The 18,250-nt window shown below is 51.2% G+C and carries 12 protein-coding genes and 2 pseudogenes; 1 reads left to right on the top strand and 13 read right to left on the bottom strand.

Features of this window, described 5'->3' with window-relative positions:
- Nucleotides 1-67: 67 nt before the first annotated feature.
- The 13 genes and pseudogenes from ACLTD4_RS20565 to ACLTD4_RS20505 form a co-directional block, all read right to left on the bottom strand.
- Complete coding sequence (locus ACLTD4_RS20565; protein WP_117623704.1) at nt 68-1,039, bottom strand: phosphotransferase family protein; 972 nt, start codon at nt 1,037-1,039, stop codon at nt 68-70.
- Nucleotides 1,017-2,078, bottom strand: coding sequence for a M20/M25/M40 family metallo-hydrolase (locus ACLTD4_RS20560; RefSeq protein ID WP_117623703.1), 1,062 nt, complete (start codon nt 2,076-2,078; stop codon nt 1,017-1,019). The genes ACLTD4_RS20565 and ACLTD4_RS20560 overlap by 23 nt, the downstream gene beginning before the upstream one ends.
- A 2-nt stretch (nt 2,079-2,080) precedes the next feature.
- Complete coding sequence (locus ACLTD4_RS20555; RefSeq protein ID WP_025531390.1) at nt 2,081-3,082, bottom strand: LacI family DNA-binding transcriptional regulator; 1,002 nt, start codon at nt 3,080-3,082, stop codon at nt 2,081-2,083.
- Between the two features lie 147 nt (nt 3,083-3,229).
- Complete coding sequence (gene pgmB / locus ACLTD4_RS20550; protein WP_002600122.1) at nt 3,230-3,871, bottom strand: beta-phosphoglucomutase; 642 nt, start codon at nt 3,869-3,871, stop codon at nt 3,230-3,232.
- Nucleotides 3,868-4,770: a DMT family transporter gene (locus ACLTD4_RS20545; RefSeq protein WP_117623702.1), complete on the bottom strand. Its 903-nt coding sequence runs from the start codon at nt 4,768-4,770 to the stop codon at nt 3,868-3,870. Before ACLTD4_RS20545 ends, pgmB begins: the two co-directional genes overlap by 4 nt.
- Nucleotides 4,767-7,146, bottom strand: a pseudogene (locus tag ACLTD4_RS20540) (glycoside hydrolase family 65 protein). Before ACLTD4_RS20540 ends, ACLTD4_RS20545 begins: the two are co-directional and overlap by 4 nt.
- A gap of 22 nt (nt 7,147-7,168) precedes the next feature.
- Nucleotides 7,169-10,168, bottom strand: a complete 3,000-nt coding sequence (locus ACLTD4_RS20535) for a glycoside hydrolase family 2 TIM barrel-domain containing protein (RefSeq protein WP_117623701.1) — start codon at nt 10,166-10,168, stop codon at nt 7,169-7,171.
- A gap of 12 nt (nt 10,169-10,180) precedes the next feature.
- Nucleotides 10,181-11,002 carry a carbohydrate ABC transporter permease gene (locus ACLTD4_RS20530; protein WP_055655728.1) on the bottom strand — a complete coding sequence of 274 codons (822 nt, stop codon included), beginning with the start codon at nt 11,000-11,002 and terminating at the stop codon, nt 10,181-10,183.
- A gap of 2 nt (nt 11,003-11,004) precedes the next feature.
- Nucleotides 11,005-11,928, bottom strand: coding sequence for a carbohydrate ABC transporter permease (locus ACLTD4_RS20525; protein WP_412331523.1), 924 nt, complete (start codon nt 11,926-11,928; stop codon nt 11,005-11,007).
- 60 nt (nt 11,929-11,988) lie between these two features.
- Nucleotides 11,989-13,230, bottom strand: a complete 1,242-nt coding sequence (locus tag ACLTD4_RS20520) for an ABC transporter substrate-binding protein (RefSeq protein ID WP_117623700.1) — start codon at nt 13,228-13,230, stop codon at nt 11,989-11,991.
- 480 nt (nt 13,231-13,710) lie between these two features.
- Nucleotides 13,711-15,696 carry a beta-galactosidase gene (locus tag ACLTD4_RS20515; protein ID WP_117623699.1) on the bottom strand — a complete coding sequence of 662 codons (1,986 nt, stop codon included), beginning with the start codon at nt 15,694-15,696 and terminating at the stop codon, nt 13,711-13,713.
- A gap of 33 nt (nt 15,697-15,729) precedes the next feature.
- Nucleotides 15,730-16,749, bottom strand: a complete 1,020-nt coding sequence (locus tag ACLTD4_RS20510) for a LacI family DNA-binding transcriptional regulator (RefSeq protein WP_412331522.1) — start codon at nt 16,747-16,749, stop codon at nt 15,730-15,732.
- Between the two features lie 164 nt (nt 16,750-16,913).
- Complete coding sequence (locus tag ACLTD4_RS20505) at nt 16,914-17,519, bottom strand: helix-turn-helix domain-containing protein (RefSeq protein ID WP_181991314.1); 606 nt, start codon at nt 17,517-17,519, stop codon at nt 16,914-16,916.
- Between the two features lie 338 nt (nt 17,520-17,857).
- On the opposite strand from ACLTD4_RS20505, the pseudogene ACLTD4_RS20500 reads away from it, so the two are divergent.
- Nucleotides 17,858-18,250: pseudogene (locus ACLTD4_RS20500) on the top strand (glucuronide permease); the annotation flags it as partial.

The following is an 18,250-nucleotide window of genomic DNA, read 5'->3' as shown; positions in this document are numbered from 1 at the left end:
CGTTGGCAGACAGTGTCTGCAGTGCGTAAGCTTCCTTTTTATGTTTTACGTTTTATGTGTGGATTCATTACGAAATTGCCTGAAGCTCCCTCACACGACTCATCTGCCTCTGCAGCAATCCGGTTCCGCGTTCATACATCTCCATGGTCTCATAGCGTCTGTATTCACATTCCAGAGTCTGGAGAACCGCCATATAGATATCATACCACAGCGCCCGGCGTTCCTCGGTTTCTGTAAGCGTCTCTTTCCCATATCCAGCCATAAATTCTCTGTTGCTGCCGAATGTCCGGAATCCCACTTCCAGCAGCGGATCGCCCCACAGGCTTCTCTCCCAGTCGATGATTCCAGTCACGTGTTCTCCGTCTGTGAAGATGTTTCCGGCCCAGATATCCCAGTGCACCAGGCGGGGTTCTGTCACCTCTTCGAAAAACCGGCGGTCTTTTTCCAGACGCTCCCGGATCTCGCTGACGGGCAGCTTCAAATCAACCGCTCTCGTCTCCGCGTCACAGAGGCCCATATCCATCATCCTTTTAAAAACGGGATACCACGCATCCCCCTGGCATTCCGTCTGTCCCGGAAGGCCGAAACGGGAGCAGGTAATCTCATTGATTCTGCGGTTTATCGCACCGGTCTCCCTCATGAGCGCATGTACGGTTTCCTCCGACAGCTCCTGACTCTGTGAATAGAGACTGTTTCCCCTCCGTTTCTCCATAAAGAAGTAGAAGGACGAACAGATACTCCTGCTGTCATCATAACCATATATCTCGGGAACCGGAATGAGCGGGTCTGCCGCCGCCCTCTTCATGGCTTCCACCTCGGCAAACATGATATTTTTTTCGTAGGCCATCACGGGGATGCCTTCCGGGGGCGCCACTTTTAAGATTACACGTCTTCCGCTCTCAAATATCACTTCGTATGCCACATTGAAGTAGCCTTCCGTCAACTCCTCATATTCCTTCAGAGGATCATCTGGGAAATACTTCTCTGCCATCTTCCGAATCGTCTCTCTGCTCTGTTTATTCTTTGTCAGGCTCTCCAAATCCCGTTTTCCTCCCTGAAATCCCCCATGAAACAAGAAACTCTGCAATCAGATCGATGCAGCCTTCCACATCCTTTTCATCAGCCATCTCAGCCGGATGGTGCATGTAGCGGAGCGGAATCGACACCAGCACAGTGGGAATTCCTTCTCCGGCAAAATGAATCTTGTCCGCGTCGGTATAGCTCAGTCTGCTGGCTGCCTCCGTCTGCACTTTCACTCCAATTCTGGAAGCGCATTCCCTCATCATACGGTTCAGCCGCTTGGAGACAATGGGGCTGTTGCAGAGTACCGGCCCCCCGCCTAAGGTTACCTCGCCGGAATCCGCGGCGTTCATGCCGATACAGTCGCTGGTATACGTCACGTCCACCACCACAGCCAGATCCGGTTTTACGCGGCTGGCCGTCCAGTACGCGCCGTTCTTCGTGGTCTCTTCCCCCACGGTGGCCGCGCTGTACACGCCGCAGGCGCATCCGCGCTTCCTGGCCTTTTTGAAGGCCTCCATAATAATAAATACGCCGAGCCTGTCATCCAGCGCCCGGCTTAAGAAACGGCCTCCCGCCGCCTTGCAGAACCCGGTGTCCAGCACGACGGGCGCGCCGGGTTCCACCAGTTCACACGCTTCTTCCTTCGAATCCACGCCGATATCGATCAGAAAATCCGACGTCTTCAGGCCGCCTTCCTTTTTAAAGAAATCACGGTACGATTCCACAACACCGTATACCGGTCCCCGCTCTGTCATCACCTTGACACGGTGGCCCGGATAGGTGGCCGGAACGATCCCGCCGCGGTCGATCACCTGGAGGCGTCCCCGCTCGTTTACCGTCGTCACCATGAGGCCGATCTCGTCCAAATGGGCCGTCATCAGGATCCTGAAATCCCGGTCCGGACCCAGCACGCATACGGTATCCCCAATATCGTCGGTTCTCACCTCGTCGGCCAGCGGTTCCATATATTTTCTGATGACGGCCTGTCCCTCTTCCTCATAGCCGGATACCGTCACCGCACCTAAAAGTTCTTCCAAAAATACTTCGTCTGTCATCTCTATTCTGTCCTTCCCAGTCTTTTTACACTTTCTCTGATCACCAGCTTGGCGGGGATGAGCGTCTGAATGGAGATCTCTCTGCCGGTCAGAATTCGCTCCGCCAGGACTAAAACCGCCTGTTCGCCCATAAAATCCATGTACAGGTGGACGGTAGTCAGCGGAGGCACCAGATACTTTGCGGCGGGGATATCGTTGTATCCCACCACGCTGATGTCCTCGGGAATTGCAAGTCCATTTTCGTGAACCGCTTTATAACAGCCGATGGCAAGGGAATCGTTGGCCACAAACACCGCCGTCGGCCGGTCCGGAAGCTCCAGCAGCTCCTTCATCATCTGATATCCATACTTGGGCGTGTAGCCGCCGATCTTTACGTACTCCTCGTGAAACAGGCCCTCCTGCTTCATGAAGCGCTGATAGGCGTATGTCCGGTTGTCCACCACCTCCGCGCCATCCGAGTCCGTCTCGTATCCGCCGATAAAGGCAATCTTTTCATGGCCCTGATCCATCAGGTATTTCATCACCTTCAGAACAGACCGCTCGATATCGTGGATAACGGAATCGAATTTCTCCGTATCGGGTACCGCGTCCGCGAAGACCGTAGGCTTCTGATACGACTCGATCCGTTCCATCATGGACTGGCTGAACGTCCCCAGGCAGATGATTCCGTCCAGGACCGATAAGTCCTCTTTCGTATCGCCGCTGTTAATCCGGTACTTCTTGTATCCCTCTTCCGCCAGCTTCTTCTCAATGGCCACACGGACAGAGAGATAATACGTATCCTCCAGCTCCTCTTCCAGGGAATAGGAATAAAGGACGCCGATTTTCAGCTTCCTCTTTCTCTTTTTCTTATCCTTTACCTGGTAATCCAGCTGTTCCGCAACCTCGAAAATCCGTTTTCTCGTCTCATCCTGCACATTCAGTGTCTCATCGTAATTCAGGACTCTGGAAACCGTGGCGATGGAAACTCCCGCTTTCTCCGCAATATCCTTGATCGTAGCCATAACGTTATTCCCCTCTTATCCCCCATAAAAGTCAAAGATCACGGCAGGCCAATGTCTTACAACGTGTTCCTGCCGTGATACTAGTGCCGCCGGACCTAGTGCCGTTTCTAAAGACCTCACTAAGTGTTTTTAGTATACCTCGAAGATTTACGAATTGCAAGCCTCCAAAAGCTCTTCAAAGGATTTCAAATGGTACGCCGCAAGCTCACAGTCCGATGCGTCGCCGATCCCGGCGCCATCCATGCCTCCGGCTTTGGCAGCCATGAGACCGGCTCTGGCGTCCTCCACCACGAGGCAGTCTTCCGGCTTCTCATGGATCAGCTTCGCGGCCAGCAGAAAGACTTCCGGGTCCGGTTTGGAATGGGTGATCTGATTGCCGTCCGAAACGGCGTCGAAGTAACCGTCAAGTCCCAGCTGTCCCAGGATGAAGCAGGCATTTCTGCTGGAAGAACCGATAGCCAGCTTTAGGCCTCTCTTTCTCAGTTCATCCATGGTCGCCTTCACCTCCGGCGCCAGATCCGCCGGTGACATATTCTTAAGCAGTTCTTTGTAGATTTCGTTCTTTTCCGCTGTATAGCGTTCCTTCTCTTCTTCGCTCATGGCGCCGTCATATCTCTCGAGAATAATCTCAAAGCTTTCCATACGGCTCACGCCGCGCAGACGGTTGTTGATGGTCTCATCAAAGTAGATTCCCAGCTGATCGGCTACCTGTTTCCACGCCTGATAGTGGTATTTGTCTGTATGGCAGATCACGCCGTCCAGATCGAAGATAATTCCGCGGTATTTCATAATTCCACCCCCACTTTTTCTTTCTTTGGTTCTGTTTTCCCCAGCTCCTTCTTCTCTCCGGAGTAGTTGGATAAGATCACGGCCGCCAGAATCAGTACACAGCCGCCGATCATCCGCATCGTCACATTTTCATGGAGCAGGATTACGGAAAACAGGGTGCCGAATACGGATTCCATGGAAAGAATGATGGCCGCCTTCGTCTCATCCACATACTTCTGACAGTTTGTCTGAAGAAGGTACGTAAGCGCGGTACTCACTGCCCCCAAGTATAGCACACTGAGCCAGCCTGTGGAAGTAGCATGTACAGAAAATTGTCCCTGCGCCGCCAGAAATACGGCAGACAGAAGAAATGCCGTTGCCATCTGTACTGTATTTAAAACCTTAACCCGGTATTTCGGTGCAAACTCGCCCGTCAAAAAGATCTGGAACGCAAAGCCCACGGCGCCCACCAGAGTCAGCGCGTCGCCGGCGCCCAGGGAGAGATTCCCGTTCAGAGACAGAATTCCCACTCCCACAATGGCCATGACGGCTCCCACGATTCCATTCATCCCTACCGTCTTCTTATAGACCAGGAAGGCGATAAACGGTACCATCACCACATTTGTGGCCGTCAGAAACGCGTTTTTCGACGGTGTCGTGTACTGGAGCCCCACGATCTGCAGGGCAAATCCGGCAAACAGTGCGCATCCCATAAAGAATCCGGCCCGAATCTCTTCTTTTTTAATGTCTTTCATGCCGGGCAGAGAGATACCGCCCAGGATTACGGTTCCCAGAAAAAACCGGAAGGTCATAATCTGGAACGGGGTCAGGCTCTCCAGCGCCATATCGCTGGCTACGAAGCCGCCGCCCCAGATCACGGTCACGAGGATCAGTCCGAATATTGCCATATATTTCTTCATGACTGTCCTCCTGCTGCCGGGCCGGAGCCTTCCGGAACCACCGCCTCATCTGCCGGGCCGGAGCCTTCCAGAACCATCGCCTCACCATTTATGCGGACCGACACCGGACCGCCCTCCAGTACTGTCACCGTCACGCTGTTGTCCGGCAGGACAGTAATCTCCATCTTGGATCCTCTGTGATGCAGCTTAAAGGACAGGCCTTCCCACTCCTTCGGCATATGCGGACGGATATCCACGACGCCGTCTTCCGAAAATGACACGCCTGCAAAGCCGAACACCACGGTCTGCCACACACCGCCTGCGTTGGCCGCATGGATGCCTTCCCTTGTGTTCTTCTGTAAATCGGTCAGATCGATGAACGCCGCCCTCCTCAAATAGCGATAGGCCTTCGTCTCATCGCCCACATGGAGTCCCATGACAGAATAGATGCTGGGGCTTAAAGAGGAGCCGTGAAGCGTCCGTTTTTCATAATACGTATAGTTCTTTCGCTTCGTCTCCTCGTCGAATTCTTCCCCGAGAAGATGGAGAAGCATCACCACATCCGCCTGTTTGATGATCTGGGTCTGCGTCTTTGGCACGGTCCTTAAAATCTCAGGGCGTATGGGCCAGTCGTTCTCATCGTAGGCCTCTATCGTCACGTCCTTCAGATCGAAGTATCCCTCGAACTGCTCCAGCAGGCCATTTTCCTTACCCTTTGGAAGGTACATTTTCTCCCTGACGCGAGACCAGCTTTCCAGTTCCTCGTCCAGGATATTCAGGCGGGCCTTCAGCTCTTCATAAAGCCCCGTCCCGTCTTCCTTCCATTCCGTTAAAAGTTCCAGGACATAGCCTAAATTCCACCTTGCCAGGTAGTTGGTGTATAGATTGTTGTCCACCGGTTCATGCCATTCGTCCGGCCCCGTGACGCGGCGGATCTCGTAGCGGTCCATCGTCCGGTTGTATTCGCACCGGCTGGCCCAGAAACGGGCTGTCTCGATCAGAATCTCGCGCCTTTTTCACGCAGGAAGCACCGGTCTCCGGTTATCTTCACGTAGTTGTAGATTCCATAGGCCACAGCGGCGGTTACATGGTGCTCGTAAACTGCCACGTAGCACCGGTAGCAGGTCCCATCCGGTTCGATGGTCCAGTCCGGGCACTGCTCCGTGCCGTCGTCCGCCGATTCCCAGGGATACTGGGCCCCGCAGTAGCCATTCTTTGCCGCATTGGCTCTTGCCGCATCCAGAAGCGGTACCGGTAGTTTTCCAGGTTCCTGGCCGTATCCGGGAACACGCAGGCAAAGAATGGCAGCATGAACAGCTCCGTATCCCAGAACGCATGGCCTCCGTATTCCTCGCCGCTCAAAAGCTTGGCTCCCACGTTGACCCTGTCGTCGTGCTCGCTGCCCGTGCTCATCAGATGGAAGAGGGTAAAACGAACGGCGCGGTCCAGATCAAAATCGCCCCGGATCTCGATGTTGGCCTCATCCCACATGCGGGCGTACACCTCGATGTGGCGGCTCATCTCCATCTCGAAGCCATCGGCGGCAAAGCCTTTGATCTCGTCTCTCACACGGCAGTGAAGCTCATAATCCGGGACTTCGCGTTCCGTATAGACGGAGACGTATTTTACTACCTCCACAGCCTTTCCCTCTTCTGCGTCAAAGTCCTGAAATTCCACGGCGGTTTCGCCAAACGCTCCGAAGCTCCGGTTCTTCATCACGGTTCTGCCCCCGGCATAGGCCTCCATAAGGCTTCCGGTTCCCACGCAGAGCTTCCGGTCTCTCGTCGTCACCTCCACATAGGCGCCTTTGTCGGTAAGCGGGCAGTTTGTGAGCAGCCTGGTATGCTTCACCTTAAAGCGAGGCGCATCGCAGAAGTTTATGACGGAGCCATCGATGATATTTTCCACCTCGATGATCCCGCTGTAGTTTAACGGCGTCACGAAGAGGCGGATTCCCATGCGGTGGACGTTAGCCCGGCTTACCATCCGGATTCCTTCCACCTCGGTCCTCCTCCCCTTCTTATCTTCCAGGACAAACCGTTTAGCCAGCAGCGCGTGCTTCATATCCAGAGCCCTGGAAAATTCCAGGACTCTGCACGTCTCAATGCCGATCAGCTCCTTCTCCACATAGAGCTTTATCCCCAGCCAGTCCGGTAAATTGGCCAGTTCTCTCATGAAGGTCTCTGATTTATCAAAAACGCCGTTAATATAGGTACAGGGAATACTCTTTGCCGCCCGTTCCTCGTAGGCGCCTCTCGTTCCCAGATATCCATTGGAAAGGCAGAAAAGGCTTTCGTATTTTAAATTCTCCTCCGGATCGTAATGATCCTCGAGGATCATCCACGAGTCATCGCTTAAGTAATTCCTTATGTGTTCTGAAAATCGCTCTCTTATCACGTCTTTTCCACGCTTCCTTCCTTTAATCCAGATATTTTATTTTCGACTGTGCTACATCCTCCGCCGCATCGACTGCCCGCATGGTAAAGCTCAGGGCAAAATCCTGGCGTTTCACCTTATACGCCTCTTCCTGTTCCTGACCGCAGCTGTTGCTTCCCAGGCCGGAATGGAGGTAGTCCATATGGATGATCACATCCTCCGCATCCTTGATCTGCCACGGATACTTTGCTTCTTCCAGGCTCTCCTCCGTGTAATTGTGGATATTCAGCCCCATAGGCTGATCCGCTGTCACCAGAAGACTGCGTTCCCCGTCGCCAAGCGAGTACCAGGAGACCTCTTCCCGATGGCCGTTTTCCTGCGGATATACGTAATTGGTGGACATGCCATCCACATCGGAACGGTAGACTCCCATAAATGCCGCTTCCCTGCTGTCCGCATAATTCTCCTGGAAGCCAAGGCCGTACCACGCGGCCTTCTGAAGGTCCTTTGACGCCTTCATCCGGATTCCGATGCGAGGCAGAAATCCCGGCTCCGCTTTCCCTCGCTGAATCTGCTTTCCTTCCAGGCGGCAGGTCACAGCGCCGTCTCCGTACACCGTATAGTGATAGTCGCATAAAAATCCCCACGACTGGTTTAAGCAGCCAAAATACGTACCGATCGTCACATCGACACGGTTCTCATGCTCTTCGGTCCTGAAATACTCCATCTGCTCATCCGGAAGCTGTATGAAATATTTGTTCATCCAGTCATCCTTCTTATACATATCGTTGTCTATGGTTGCCCGGTAAACCGTCACCTCAGGCCCCGCCGTCACGTATGTCTTTCCAGCCACCGTCCAGCGCTCCAGCCGGCCGTAGATCTTATGGAACACCACCTCCGATGATTCGCCCTTTACTTTAAAGAAGATCCCGTCATCCTCCGTCACAAGGCGGCCGCCCGCCTCATGGAGCACGGCTGTCTCCAGATGCTCCTTAAGCAGGAACTGCCCGCGGGATACTTCGTGGCCCTTTCCGGCGTAGGGTGCGTCTTCCTTCAGACAGACCGACACATTTAAGTAGTAATCCGTATTGCTCTCCGGCATAAACGGCCTGTATGGAATTTCCAGACGGCAGACCTCTCCCGGCCCGGCATTCAGATCTTCGATCACGCCCTCTTCCTGTACGGTCTCGTCACAGGAAATCCACCATTTCGCGCAGAGATGGGACAGGCCGCTGAAATCATACCAGTTTTTCAAAAGAATCTCGCGCCCGCTGCCCGTCTTCTTCCGGATTTCCACCGGGGCAATCACCTGCCGGTACTCGGCAAGCGACGGCGACGGCGTGCGGTCCGGCATCAGAAGGCCGTCGATACAGAAATTCCCGTTGTTGGGGAAATCTCCGTAGCTGCCGCCGTACCGGTAATATTCGTGGCCTTCCTCATCCTTTGTGAGGAATCCGTGGTCGTACCATTCCCAGATAAAACCGCCCTGCAGCCGTTTGTATTTGCGGAACAGGTCCTGGTAGGCCTTTAGACAGCCGGCTCCGTTTCCCATGGAATGGCCGTATTCGCACATAACATGGGGTTTTTGATTCCCCTTTTCGCCGCGGCCGATCTCTTCCAGCTTATCCAGCCAGGTGTACATGGTGGAGTAGACGTCCGCCGCCTCCGCCTCGAAATCACCCTCGTAGTGGACCAGTCTGGACGGATCCATCGTCCGCACCGCTTCCGCGCTCTTAACGAAATTACAGCCGAAGGCGGATTCATTGCCGAGAGACCACATGATGATGGAGGGATGGTTGAAATCCCGTCTTACCATGCGGACGGCACGGTCCACGTAAGCAGTCTCCCACGCAGGATCATCGGAAATCCAGGTATAGTTTTCCACCCATTCGAAACCGTGGCACTCCAGATCCGCCTCGTCAATCACGTAGAGGCCGTATTCGTCACACAGATCATACAGGCAGTCGGCGGCCGGATAATGGGAACACCGCAGCGCGTTGATATTGTGCTGTTTCATCAGAATCACATCGGCCTTCATCTGCTCATACGTGACGGTACGTCCCTCGGTCGGACTGTAGTCGTGATGGTTGACACCATTTAACAGGATGGCGGTTCCATTGACGGTAAAATTACCGTTTTTGATCTCTATGGTACGGAAACCGGTCCGGACCGTGATCTCATGGTCCTCAAACCGGATTCTGATCCGGTATAGATAAGGGGTCTCCGCAGTCCACGGCCGCACCGCTCCGGCTTCGGCTGTGATTCTTATCTCCTTCTGGTCTCCGGAGGAGGTAAAGTCCCCCTCTGCCATCAGGCGTTCCCCGTCAAGCAGGCTCCAGGTTCCGCTTCCGGCTCCCTTTACCATCAGGTCGATGGCAGCCCGGCCGCATTCGCTGTCCGTATCCAGAACCGCCGTCACGCGGCAGTCCAGGACCGCCTTCCTGGGCTCGTTAATCAGTTCCACATCCCTGTAAATTCCGGAAAGCCACCACATATCCTGGTCCTCCAGATACGTTCCGTCCGACCACTTGTATACACGGACTGTGACGTCATTTTCTCCCGGCTTCACCAGAGAGGTGACATCAAACTCTGCGGGCAGACGACTCACCTTGCTGTAACCGGCGTGGACGCCATTGACCCAGATGTCACAGGCGCTGTCCACACCGTGGAATTTGAGAATCGTATCTCCCGCAAACCAGGCATCGTCCAGAACAAAGCTTCGCTTATAGATGCCTGTAGGATTCTTCGACGGTACGTATGGAGGATTGACCGGGAATAAGTACAGGACATCCGTATAGTGCATATGATCGTATCCGCGCATCTGCCATACGGAGGGGACATCGATCGTATCCCATCCCGCCCCGCTTCCCGGCTCTTCAAAACCAGCCGGAGAAAATTCCGGCGCTTCCAGATACAGAAACCTCCAGTCGCCGTTTAAGCTCACATGTCTGGCGGAATCCCCATAAAATGAGGTTCTGGCTCCGCGTCTTCCGATTCCTGTGATTGTCTCATCTTCCCATCGTTTCTTTTTACGTCTTTCCATAGTTGTCTCCTATTATTTAATCGCTCCGCTCGTTCCCTCCACGATATGTTTCTGTGCAAAGAGGAATACGATGATCGGAGGCAGAATCATGATGACTGTGATACAGAGCATCGGTATGATCTGTGTGCTGTGAACGCCCTTAAAGGATGCCAGCCCGAGAGCCAGGGTGAATTTACTCCTGTCCTGTAAGAAAATGAGCGGCCCAAGGTAGTCGTTCCACACGGTGATCATATTCAGCACGCCGACTAAGATTAACTGCGGCTTCATGATCGGCATAAAAATCCGCCAGTAAATCTGGAATGCATTGGCGCCGTCAATTCTGGCCGCCTCCTCGAAGTCCTTCGGCACGCCCATCAGGAACTGCCTCATCAGGAAAATATAGTAGGCAGAACCGAACCAGGCCGGTACGATCAGCGGCTTTAAGGTGTTGATCCATCCAAATATCTTGAATTCCATATACTGCGGGATCATCGTCACATCCCAGGGGATCATCATGGTGGACAGCAGAATCATGAACAGAACATTTTTGCCTTTGAAATTATATCTCGCAAAACCATAGGCTACCAGCGAACAGGAGATAATCTGTCCAGCCGTGGTTCCGACCGTTACCACAATGGAATTCCAGAGGTAACGTCCGAAGGGCTGAGCGTTCCATGCGTTTAAATAGTTTTCCACCAGCCATTTCTTCGGGAACATCTTAGGCGGATAGGCAATGGCTTCCGCCTCCGTCTTAAATGTGGTAAACAGCATATAGACGAACGGCGACAGGAAATAGAGGGCCATAATGGTCAAAAGCACGTAGATGATGATCTTTGATTTTTTCGACATACTCATAATTACTTCCTGCCTTTCTTGGTCTTCTTCCTGGAATTCTTGGCCTCGGTCTCATAGAATACCCATGCAGAGGAGGACTTGAATACGAGGGCTGTCAGGAACAGGATAATGACAAACATCACCCATGCGTTGGCACTTGCGTATCCCAGCTTGTGGTGCTTGAACGCGTTGTTATAGGTAAACATCCCGTAGAAATATGTAGATTTTAACGGTCCGCCGTTTGTGAGCAGCATGACGATGGTCAGCTGCTGGAATGCGCTGATTAACGATGTAATCAAGTTAAACAGAATCGTCGGCGTGATAATCGGCAGCGTGATGGAAAAGAACTGTCTCGCCGGGCTGGCGCCGTCCAGGGAAGCAGCCTCATATAAGTCGATGGGAATGCTCTTAATATCCGTATAGAATATCAGCATCATGGTCCCCACGCCGAACGCGCTCGCCAGAATAACGGCCAGAAGCGCCCAGGAAGGATCCACCAGCCAGTTGGGGCCTTCGATTCCCAGCAGGGAAAGCAGATAGTTTAACACGCCGTAGTTGCCGTTTAAAATCCATCCCCAGATGATGGAGATGGCAACGCCGGATACGACTGCGGGAATATAGAAAATGGTTCTGTAAATTTTGACACCCTTTACCGGCTGCGTGATCAGCATGGCCAGGAACAGGGCAATAATCATGTTAAGGGGTACGAAGATTGCGGCATATTTTAATGTGATGACCAGAGATTTGTAAAACTGTTTATCCTTTGTAAACATTTCCACATAATTCCCCAGTCCCCGGAACGTCGGCGTCGACGTGATCGGCCAGTCAAAAAAGCTCATTACCAGCGACAGAATTAAGGGGCCTGCTGTAAAGACGATGAACCCGATGATCCACGGCAGGATGAACAGATAGGGAGTTGCCTTTCTAAGGAAACTTTTCTTCTCCATGATTTACCTCCATTTAAGTTCCCCGCGCAGGGTTGGCCTGCCGCGGGGAATGTCTGCAGTTTACTGCATCTCGGATACCGCCTCATTCAGTACGGCTGCCGGATCTTCCATGGTACTCGGGTTATAGACACGCTCAAAGGTCAGATCCAGGGTGTCCTTAAGCTCGGACCAGTTGTCTACAATAAAGCTTGCAGGTGTGTAACCGCTGCTCTGCTCCAGCATGGAGTAGAATGGAGCGTTGGCCGGATCGTCCAGGATCTTTTCGGACTCTACGACAGACTTTAAAGCCGGAAGCTCATAGCCGATTCTCGCCTTGTTCATCTCCTCGCCTGTCCAGTATTTCACAAACTCCCAGGCGGCGTCTTTATTCTTGGAATCCTTGGAAATCGATACGCCTGAGGAGCTTAAGATGCTGACGGAATCATGGCCCGCTCCCGCAAATGCCGGAATATCGACGATACCGTAGTTTAAGCCGTCCTCATTAAAGGCTGCAATTGACCATGCGCCGTAAATATACATGGCAGTCTGGCCGCTTCTGAACTCGTCTGTACCGTTCTTTTCCGTAGCCACCGCGTATCCGTCCTTTTCCATGTTCTGGAACATGGCGACAGCGTCAACCGCCTTGTCGGAGTTTAAATTTCCATCGAGGTTTCCGTCCTTATCCACAAACGCGGTTCCGTTGCTCCATAAATACATCTCATAATCGTATGGATCCGGCTTCATCTGGAAGGAAAAGCCCTTCACACCGTCCACCTTCTCGGTGATCGTCTTCGCTGCCGCCATCAGATCGTCCCATGTCCAGTCGTTGGTCGATTCAGCGACTCCCGCCTGTGCGAAAATATCCTTATTATAAAACAGCGCGTGTGTGGTAAAGCCTACCGGAATGCCATAGACCGAATCTCCCTTGGAATTATATGGCCATAACGCGTCGTAGAAGTTGTCCTTATAATCTGCGCCCTCTTTTTCTATGTAGGAATCCAGCGGTTCCAGGCCTTCATAGTAGGATGGGTAATCCCACATGTAGAGCACGTCCGGCGTATCTCCCGATCCCATGCCGGCGCTGATCTTTGTATCATACTCACTTCCGTAAGCTTCCAGCGAGACCTCAATGTCGTCGTGGCTGGCGTTAAACTGGTCTACCAGCGCCTGCTGCTTATCCAGATCCTCTGCATTGTCCCACGATGCAAAACGGATCTTTACCTTGCCGCCGTTTGCCTGGCTGCCAGCCTTCGCCCCACACCCACTCAGTACTATCACAGCCGCTACGGAAAGAGCCGCAATCACCGCAATTGTCTTTTTCATATAATTATTTCCTCCTTAACTTTTGGTAAATACATCGTAACACACATTAGTAAAATATTCAATATTTTACTAAGTAAAAATCACATTTTCAATATTATGCATGATTTTACCGTCTCATTTTTGTGCATTTATCATAATAAAATTGACTATTTTTTAACTAAATGTGCTCGCGATTATATTTTACCGTTTTCCTCCAGTAAAATTTTACCGTTTTAATCACAATAATATTATTTTTTTACCGCCGCACTCCTCCCCATTGAAGATTTTCAAATCATTAGATTCGACAACGAGCCGTCGTTAAAAAAGCCGGCTTTCGTCTGCCATAAAAATGACCGTGAGCAGCGGACACCCACATTCTGTGTCCGGCACTCCCGGTCATTTTTATATACATATTCGGGTAACGAAAAATTACCTTATTTCAATTCACATTCTGAGTCCAGAATAAAAAACCCAGAATGACACAGAAGCTATGCTGCCATTTTAAATCTTCCTCTCGAGTATCTGTACCTCATATCCATTAAGCTTCCCTGCCTCTTCGCCATAAACCAGCCGATAGGAGGAATCCACGGAGTAAGTCCTCTCCCTGTCTGTATGATTCAGAGCAAAGATCCATCTGCGATCAGCCTTTTCTCTGGCGGCAAGCTCTACACCTTCATCCGCATTTCCCAACGCTGCGATCCCTGCAGCATCTGTCATATACCGGACCAGAGCCGCCATGAACGCTTCGTCAGGCTCCGTTCCGATGTAGTAACAACAGCCCTGTACGTATTCATTCTTAGTAACGCAAGGCTCTCCCGCATAAAATTCACTGCCATAGACTGCAAGGACCTCCGCTCCCTCCTTCACGGTTATGATGTCACACCAGTTTCGGGCTGTATGGCTTTCATTTTGAAAGACCGCCGATACTCTTGCATCTCTTAAGCAGTCATAATCCAATACCTCCGAGCCCGTAAGCTCAGACAGCCGTCCCGGAAGCTCCCGGTCGGTCATACAGATATTGGTCTCATCCTTCACTCCGGTTCGCATGGTAAGGACTAAATGGCCGCCGTTTTTCACATAACGGAAGTAACGTTCCTCCAGTTCGGAATTCATCAGATACTGAAGCGGCGCGACAAGCAGCTTATATTTGCCGAAATCCCCGTCATCCGGCACGAAATCCACCGGAATCTGTCTGTCGTAAAATGCCCTGTAGTACTCCTGAATCTGCTCAGTATAAGACATATTGGGATTCTGCGGCTGAATCTGAAGGGCGTAATTCTGCCGGAACGAATATACGATACCGACTTCCGGAGCGGGCATGGAGCCCTCCATCTTTTCCATCAATGGAGCTGCCTTCCGTATCATCTCCTTCAGCTCGTAATATCTGCGGCCGGGATTACCGCTGTGAGGCAGAATTCCGTGCCAGTACTGCTCTGTCCCCATTGCGCAGACTCTCCAGCGGAAATACACCACCGCGTCGGCTCCGTGAGCCACCGACTGGAGGGACCACAGGGAAAGCTGCCCCGGCGCCGGCGCACGCCCCATCACTTCCCAGCCGGTAATTCCTGACTGCTGCTCCATGATCCAGAAGTTTTTATTTTTATAGCTTCTTACCACATCCAGGGTGGACGCCAGGATATCGCCGCGTCCATGGGACTCATCGGCGAAAAATCCGCCGGGATACTGGTCATGACTGACAAAATCCAGTTCCTTTCCCAAATCATAATAGTCCACCTTATCGGCAAAGCCCATATAATTGTGGGTAATAAAATGGTTCGGGCAGTGTTTGCGGATAATATCGGTCTGTTCCTTCATGAAATCCACAATCAAGTCGGAACAGAAGCATTTCCAGTCCAGCATAGCAGAGGGGTTCTCTCCTGTCACGGTAATCCTTGGAGTAAATACTTCCGAAAATTCATTGTACTCCTGGCTCCAGAAGGCATTGCCCCAGGCTTCATTCAAGCGGTCCACTGTACCGTATTTCTTTTCGAGCCATCCCTGGAAGTTCTTCCGGCAGCTTTCGCACATACACAAATCATGATGGCTGTTTCCCAGCTCATTGTCCGGCTGCCATCCGATGACATTCGGATTATCTTTATAATGAACGGCCATAGCGGTCACAATTTTCCGCACAAACCCACGGTATACGGCATTGGACTGGCAGTCATGGTGACGCCCCCCAAAGCCTCTTATCCGTCCCTCCCGGTCCACAGGAAGAATCTCAGGATAGCGGTTTGCCATCCAGGCAGGCGGAGCAGCCGTAGGCGTTCCCACAATCGTCCTGATTCCGTAGCGGCCCAGCAGGTCGATGGCATCGTCCAGCCATGCAAAGTCATACTTTCCTTCCTGCGGTTCCAGCTTGTGCCAGGAAAATTCAGCCATTCGGACTACCGTAAGCCCCATCTCCTTCATCAGTTCAGCATCGGTCTCCCACCGATCTCTCTGCCAGTGTTCCGGGTAATAATCAACTCCAAAATGAATGCCCATAGTATTTCGTCTCCTTTATGTATCATTATTTCTTTATAGTTTTTTTACAGAATTCCCCTCGCTCAAATACGGTTTGAAGGAGTTAAAATAGTTTACTTTGCGCCCCTCAATCATATCCAGCAGGGTGCTGACGCAGCACTCCGCCTGCTCTCCGATATTTAAAGACACAGAAGAAAGAAAAGGTGTCACATACTTCCTGTTTTCGATCCCGTCGATGCCGAGAATCGATATATCTTCAGGAACCCTGATGTTCAGTTGTTCAAAACGCCTCAGCATTCCCAGAGCAAACTCATCATTAAAGCAGATGATGGCGGTCGCCCCACAGTTTCGTTCGAGGAACCGGTCAGCACCACTCATTCCCTCCTCGAAAAAATTCTCTCTTGCAAAAGCCGGTCTCGTGTTTCTGGCATTATCAATTACGTAATCCCTAAATTGTTTTCCATAGACCGGCTTCATCTGATTACCGAAGGCCACATGCCTCGGATGTAAACGGCTGTCATGAAAGAAATCATATAAAGTAGCAAAGGCAATCTTTTTATGTCCCATCTCTTTTAAGTAAGCAAGTCCAAGCTCTACCGCATCGTACGTATCCACATCCACATAGGGAATCTGTTTTAAATTCTTAACCGGGACTCCGTAGGAGGCAGTGACAATCGGCATATAAAACGATTCTCCCAATAGTGCCTGCACCTCCTCCGCCACACTGTCGTTCTCTACAATCATTCCATCCATCAGCATGGTTTTTACCCGATCTACACTGAAATTAGAAAAGTAGAACAATGTATACCCGCGATCCATGGCATAATCGGACATTTTATTAAAAAGCTCTTTATAAAAGGAATTGTAGATATCTGAACCAAAAAAACACAACTGATAAGTCTGTCTGTTTTTCAGGGAGTTACTCAGGGGATTCGGCCTGTAGCCCAATTCCTCCACCGCTTTATAGATCGCTTCCTTCTTATCCTTTGCAACATATCCTCTGCCGTTCATTGCTCTGGAAACTGCACTGACCGATACACCGGCCCTCTTCGCTACATCTTCTCTCGTAATCACCGGATTATTTCCTCCTTACTTTTTATTTTAATGAGTTCGTCATTTATTTCAATATTTTCTTATGTGCACAGATGAGTCATAGTGTATATTGTACTATTTCATATGACTCACGTGAAGCATATTTCTTGTCTTTTTGTTGTTTATTTTTATATTTTACACAAAGCTTATAGAAATGATTTTATTAAAAAAGCATACGGAACGACGCCGGCCAAATACCGGCAGAACGCCCTGAAATAGCGAAAGCAAAAAGCGAAAAGAAAGAGCCCGCAGCCTCCGTATAACCGGCGGCAGCGGGCTCTCCTGTCTCTTTTCCAATCTAAATCAGCATCCCCTCCGTCCTCACATTCTTTAAATACTGACTCGGAGTGATGGAAGTGACCTTCTTGAACATTCTGCAAAAGTGCCAGCTTGATCCGGTGGAAATTAATAAACTCCGTAACCGAAAATCCCGTTTCGCTCTTAAATTTCCGGGACAGGGAGGAGACATTCAGAAAGAACAGCTCCGCCAGCTGGTTCACTGTGAGTTCGGAGGGCAGATGCTCCAGAATATAGGTGGTAATCTCCTGTACTTTGGCACTGTATTGGGCCGTGGAGCAGTCCCGGACCGCCAGACAGTAATCGCTAAACATCATGGGCGTCACCTTCTTCTGGAGAAATTCCACGGAGGAAGAGCCTTCGATCAGCAGACCATATTTATAGGAAATGCTCCCCATGGAATTCTTAACGGACCGCAGAAAATCATCCGGATACCGGTGATAGACATCATCCATATTAAGGGGCGCTCCGTCCCATCGTTGGATTGAAAGATGTGCAGGCATTCTTTTAAATTGCCCTGGCTGATGTAGCTCAGCATCTGATCCTCCCCCTGATACCGCCGCTCAATCGTTCTGGAATACACCTCTGAATTCTCAAATTCCGCAGAAAAATGCAAGATATGTGCTATTATCAGCCACCCGTATCCTAGTAAAACAGGCCCTGAAACTATAAAATATAAGAAAAGCGACGTCACTTATCAACTTATCACAAGGGGGAACTTAAATGGAACCAACGAAAAACCTGGAAGAAATCCAGTACAACCGCACCAAATTCTGGCAGATTCCGTCCGTACATGCTGGGCGGCAATGTGCTGATGGCCTTCATCATGTATCTCGTATTTCACTACACGCATTTACTGCCGCAGGCACTGAAGCTTCCGGTCTTTATCGTCCTTTATGCCGTCTATATTCTGGGCTACACGGCACAGACTGCCTGTACAAAGTCGGGCCAGGTATGTCTGACCAACGACCCAAAGCAGCGGCCCCTGTTCGGACTGATTGACGGCGTGCTGACCACCCTTTTAATGGCTCGCTTTAACATCTATCTTCCGACGTATCTCGTACCCAAATACGGAAATTTTACGCTGGAGTTGTTTAACGAACTGGTTCTCACAGCAATTGGCCTCTCCTTCTTCCTGACCCTGCTGGCAGTCATCGGCATCTGGAAGAAAGACAGAAAAGTATTC

The sequence above is a fragment of the Hungatella sp. genome (genome assembly GCF_046966825.1).
The sequence above is the reverse complement of the archived record's forward strand: the minus strand, read 5'-3'. Positions and strand labels throughout refer to the sequence as shown.

Excerpts from the sequence above, each read along its gene's own strand:
- ACLTD4_RS20560 (WP_117623703.1), bottom strand. The coding sequence starts at position 2,078 with ATGACAGACGAAGTATTTTTGGAAGAACTTTTAGGTGCGGTGACGGTA.
- ACLTD4_RS20555 (WP_025531390.1), bottom strand. The coding sequence starts at position 3,082 with ATGGCTACGATCAAGGATATTGCGGAGAAAGCGGGAGTTTCCATCGCC.
- pgmB (WP_002600122.1), bottom strand. The coding sequence starts at position 3,871 with ATGAAATACCGCGGAATTATCTTCGATCTGGACGGCGTGATCTGCCAT.
- ACLTD4_RS20545 (WP_117623702.1), bottom strand. The coding sequence starts at position 4,770 with ATGAAGAAATATATGGCAATATTCGGACTGATCCTCGTGACCGTGATC.
- ACLTD4_RS20535 (WP_117623701.1), bottom strand. The coding sequence starts at position 10,168 with ATGGAAAGACGTAAAAAGAAACGATGGGAAGATGAGACAATCACAGGA.
- ACLTD4_RS20530 (WP_055655728.1), bottom strand. The coding sequence starts at position 11,002 with ATGAGTATGTCGAAAAAATCAAAGATCATCATCTACGTGCTTTTGACC.
- ACLTD4_RS20525 (WP_412331523.1), bottom strand. The coding sequence starts at position 11,928 with ATGGAGAAGAAAAGTTTCCTTAGAAAGGCAACTCCCTATCTGTTCATC.
- ACLTD4_RS20520 (WP_117623700.1), bottom strand. The coding sequence starts at position 13,230 with ATGAAAAAGACAATTGCGGTGATTGCGGCTCTTTCCGTAGCGGCTGTG.
- ACLTD4_RS20515 (WP_117623699.1), bottom strand. The coding sequence starts at position 15,696 with ATGGGCATTCATTTTGGAGTTGATTATTACCCGGAACACTGGCAGAGA.
- ACLTD4_RS20505 (WP_181991314.1), bottom strand. The coding sequence starts at position 17,519 with ATGGATGATGTCTATCACCGGTATCCGGATGATTTTCTGCGGTCCGTT.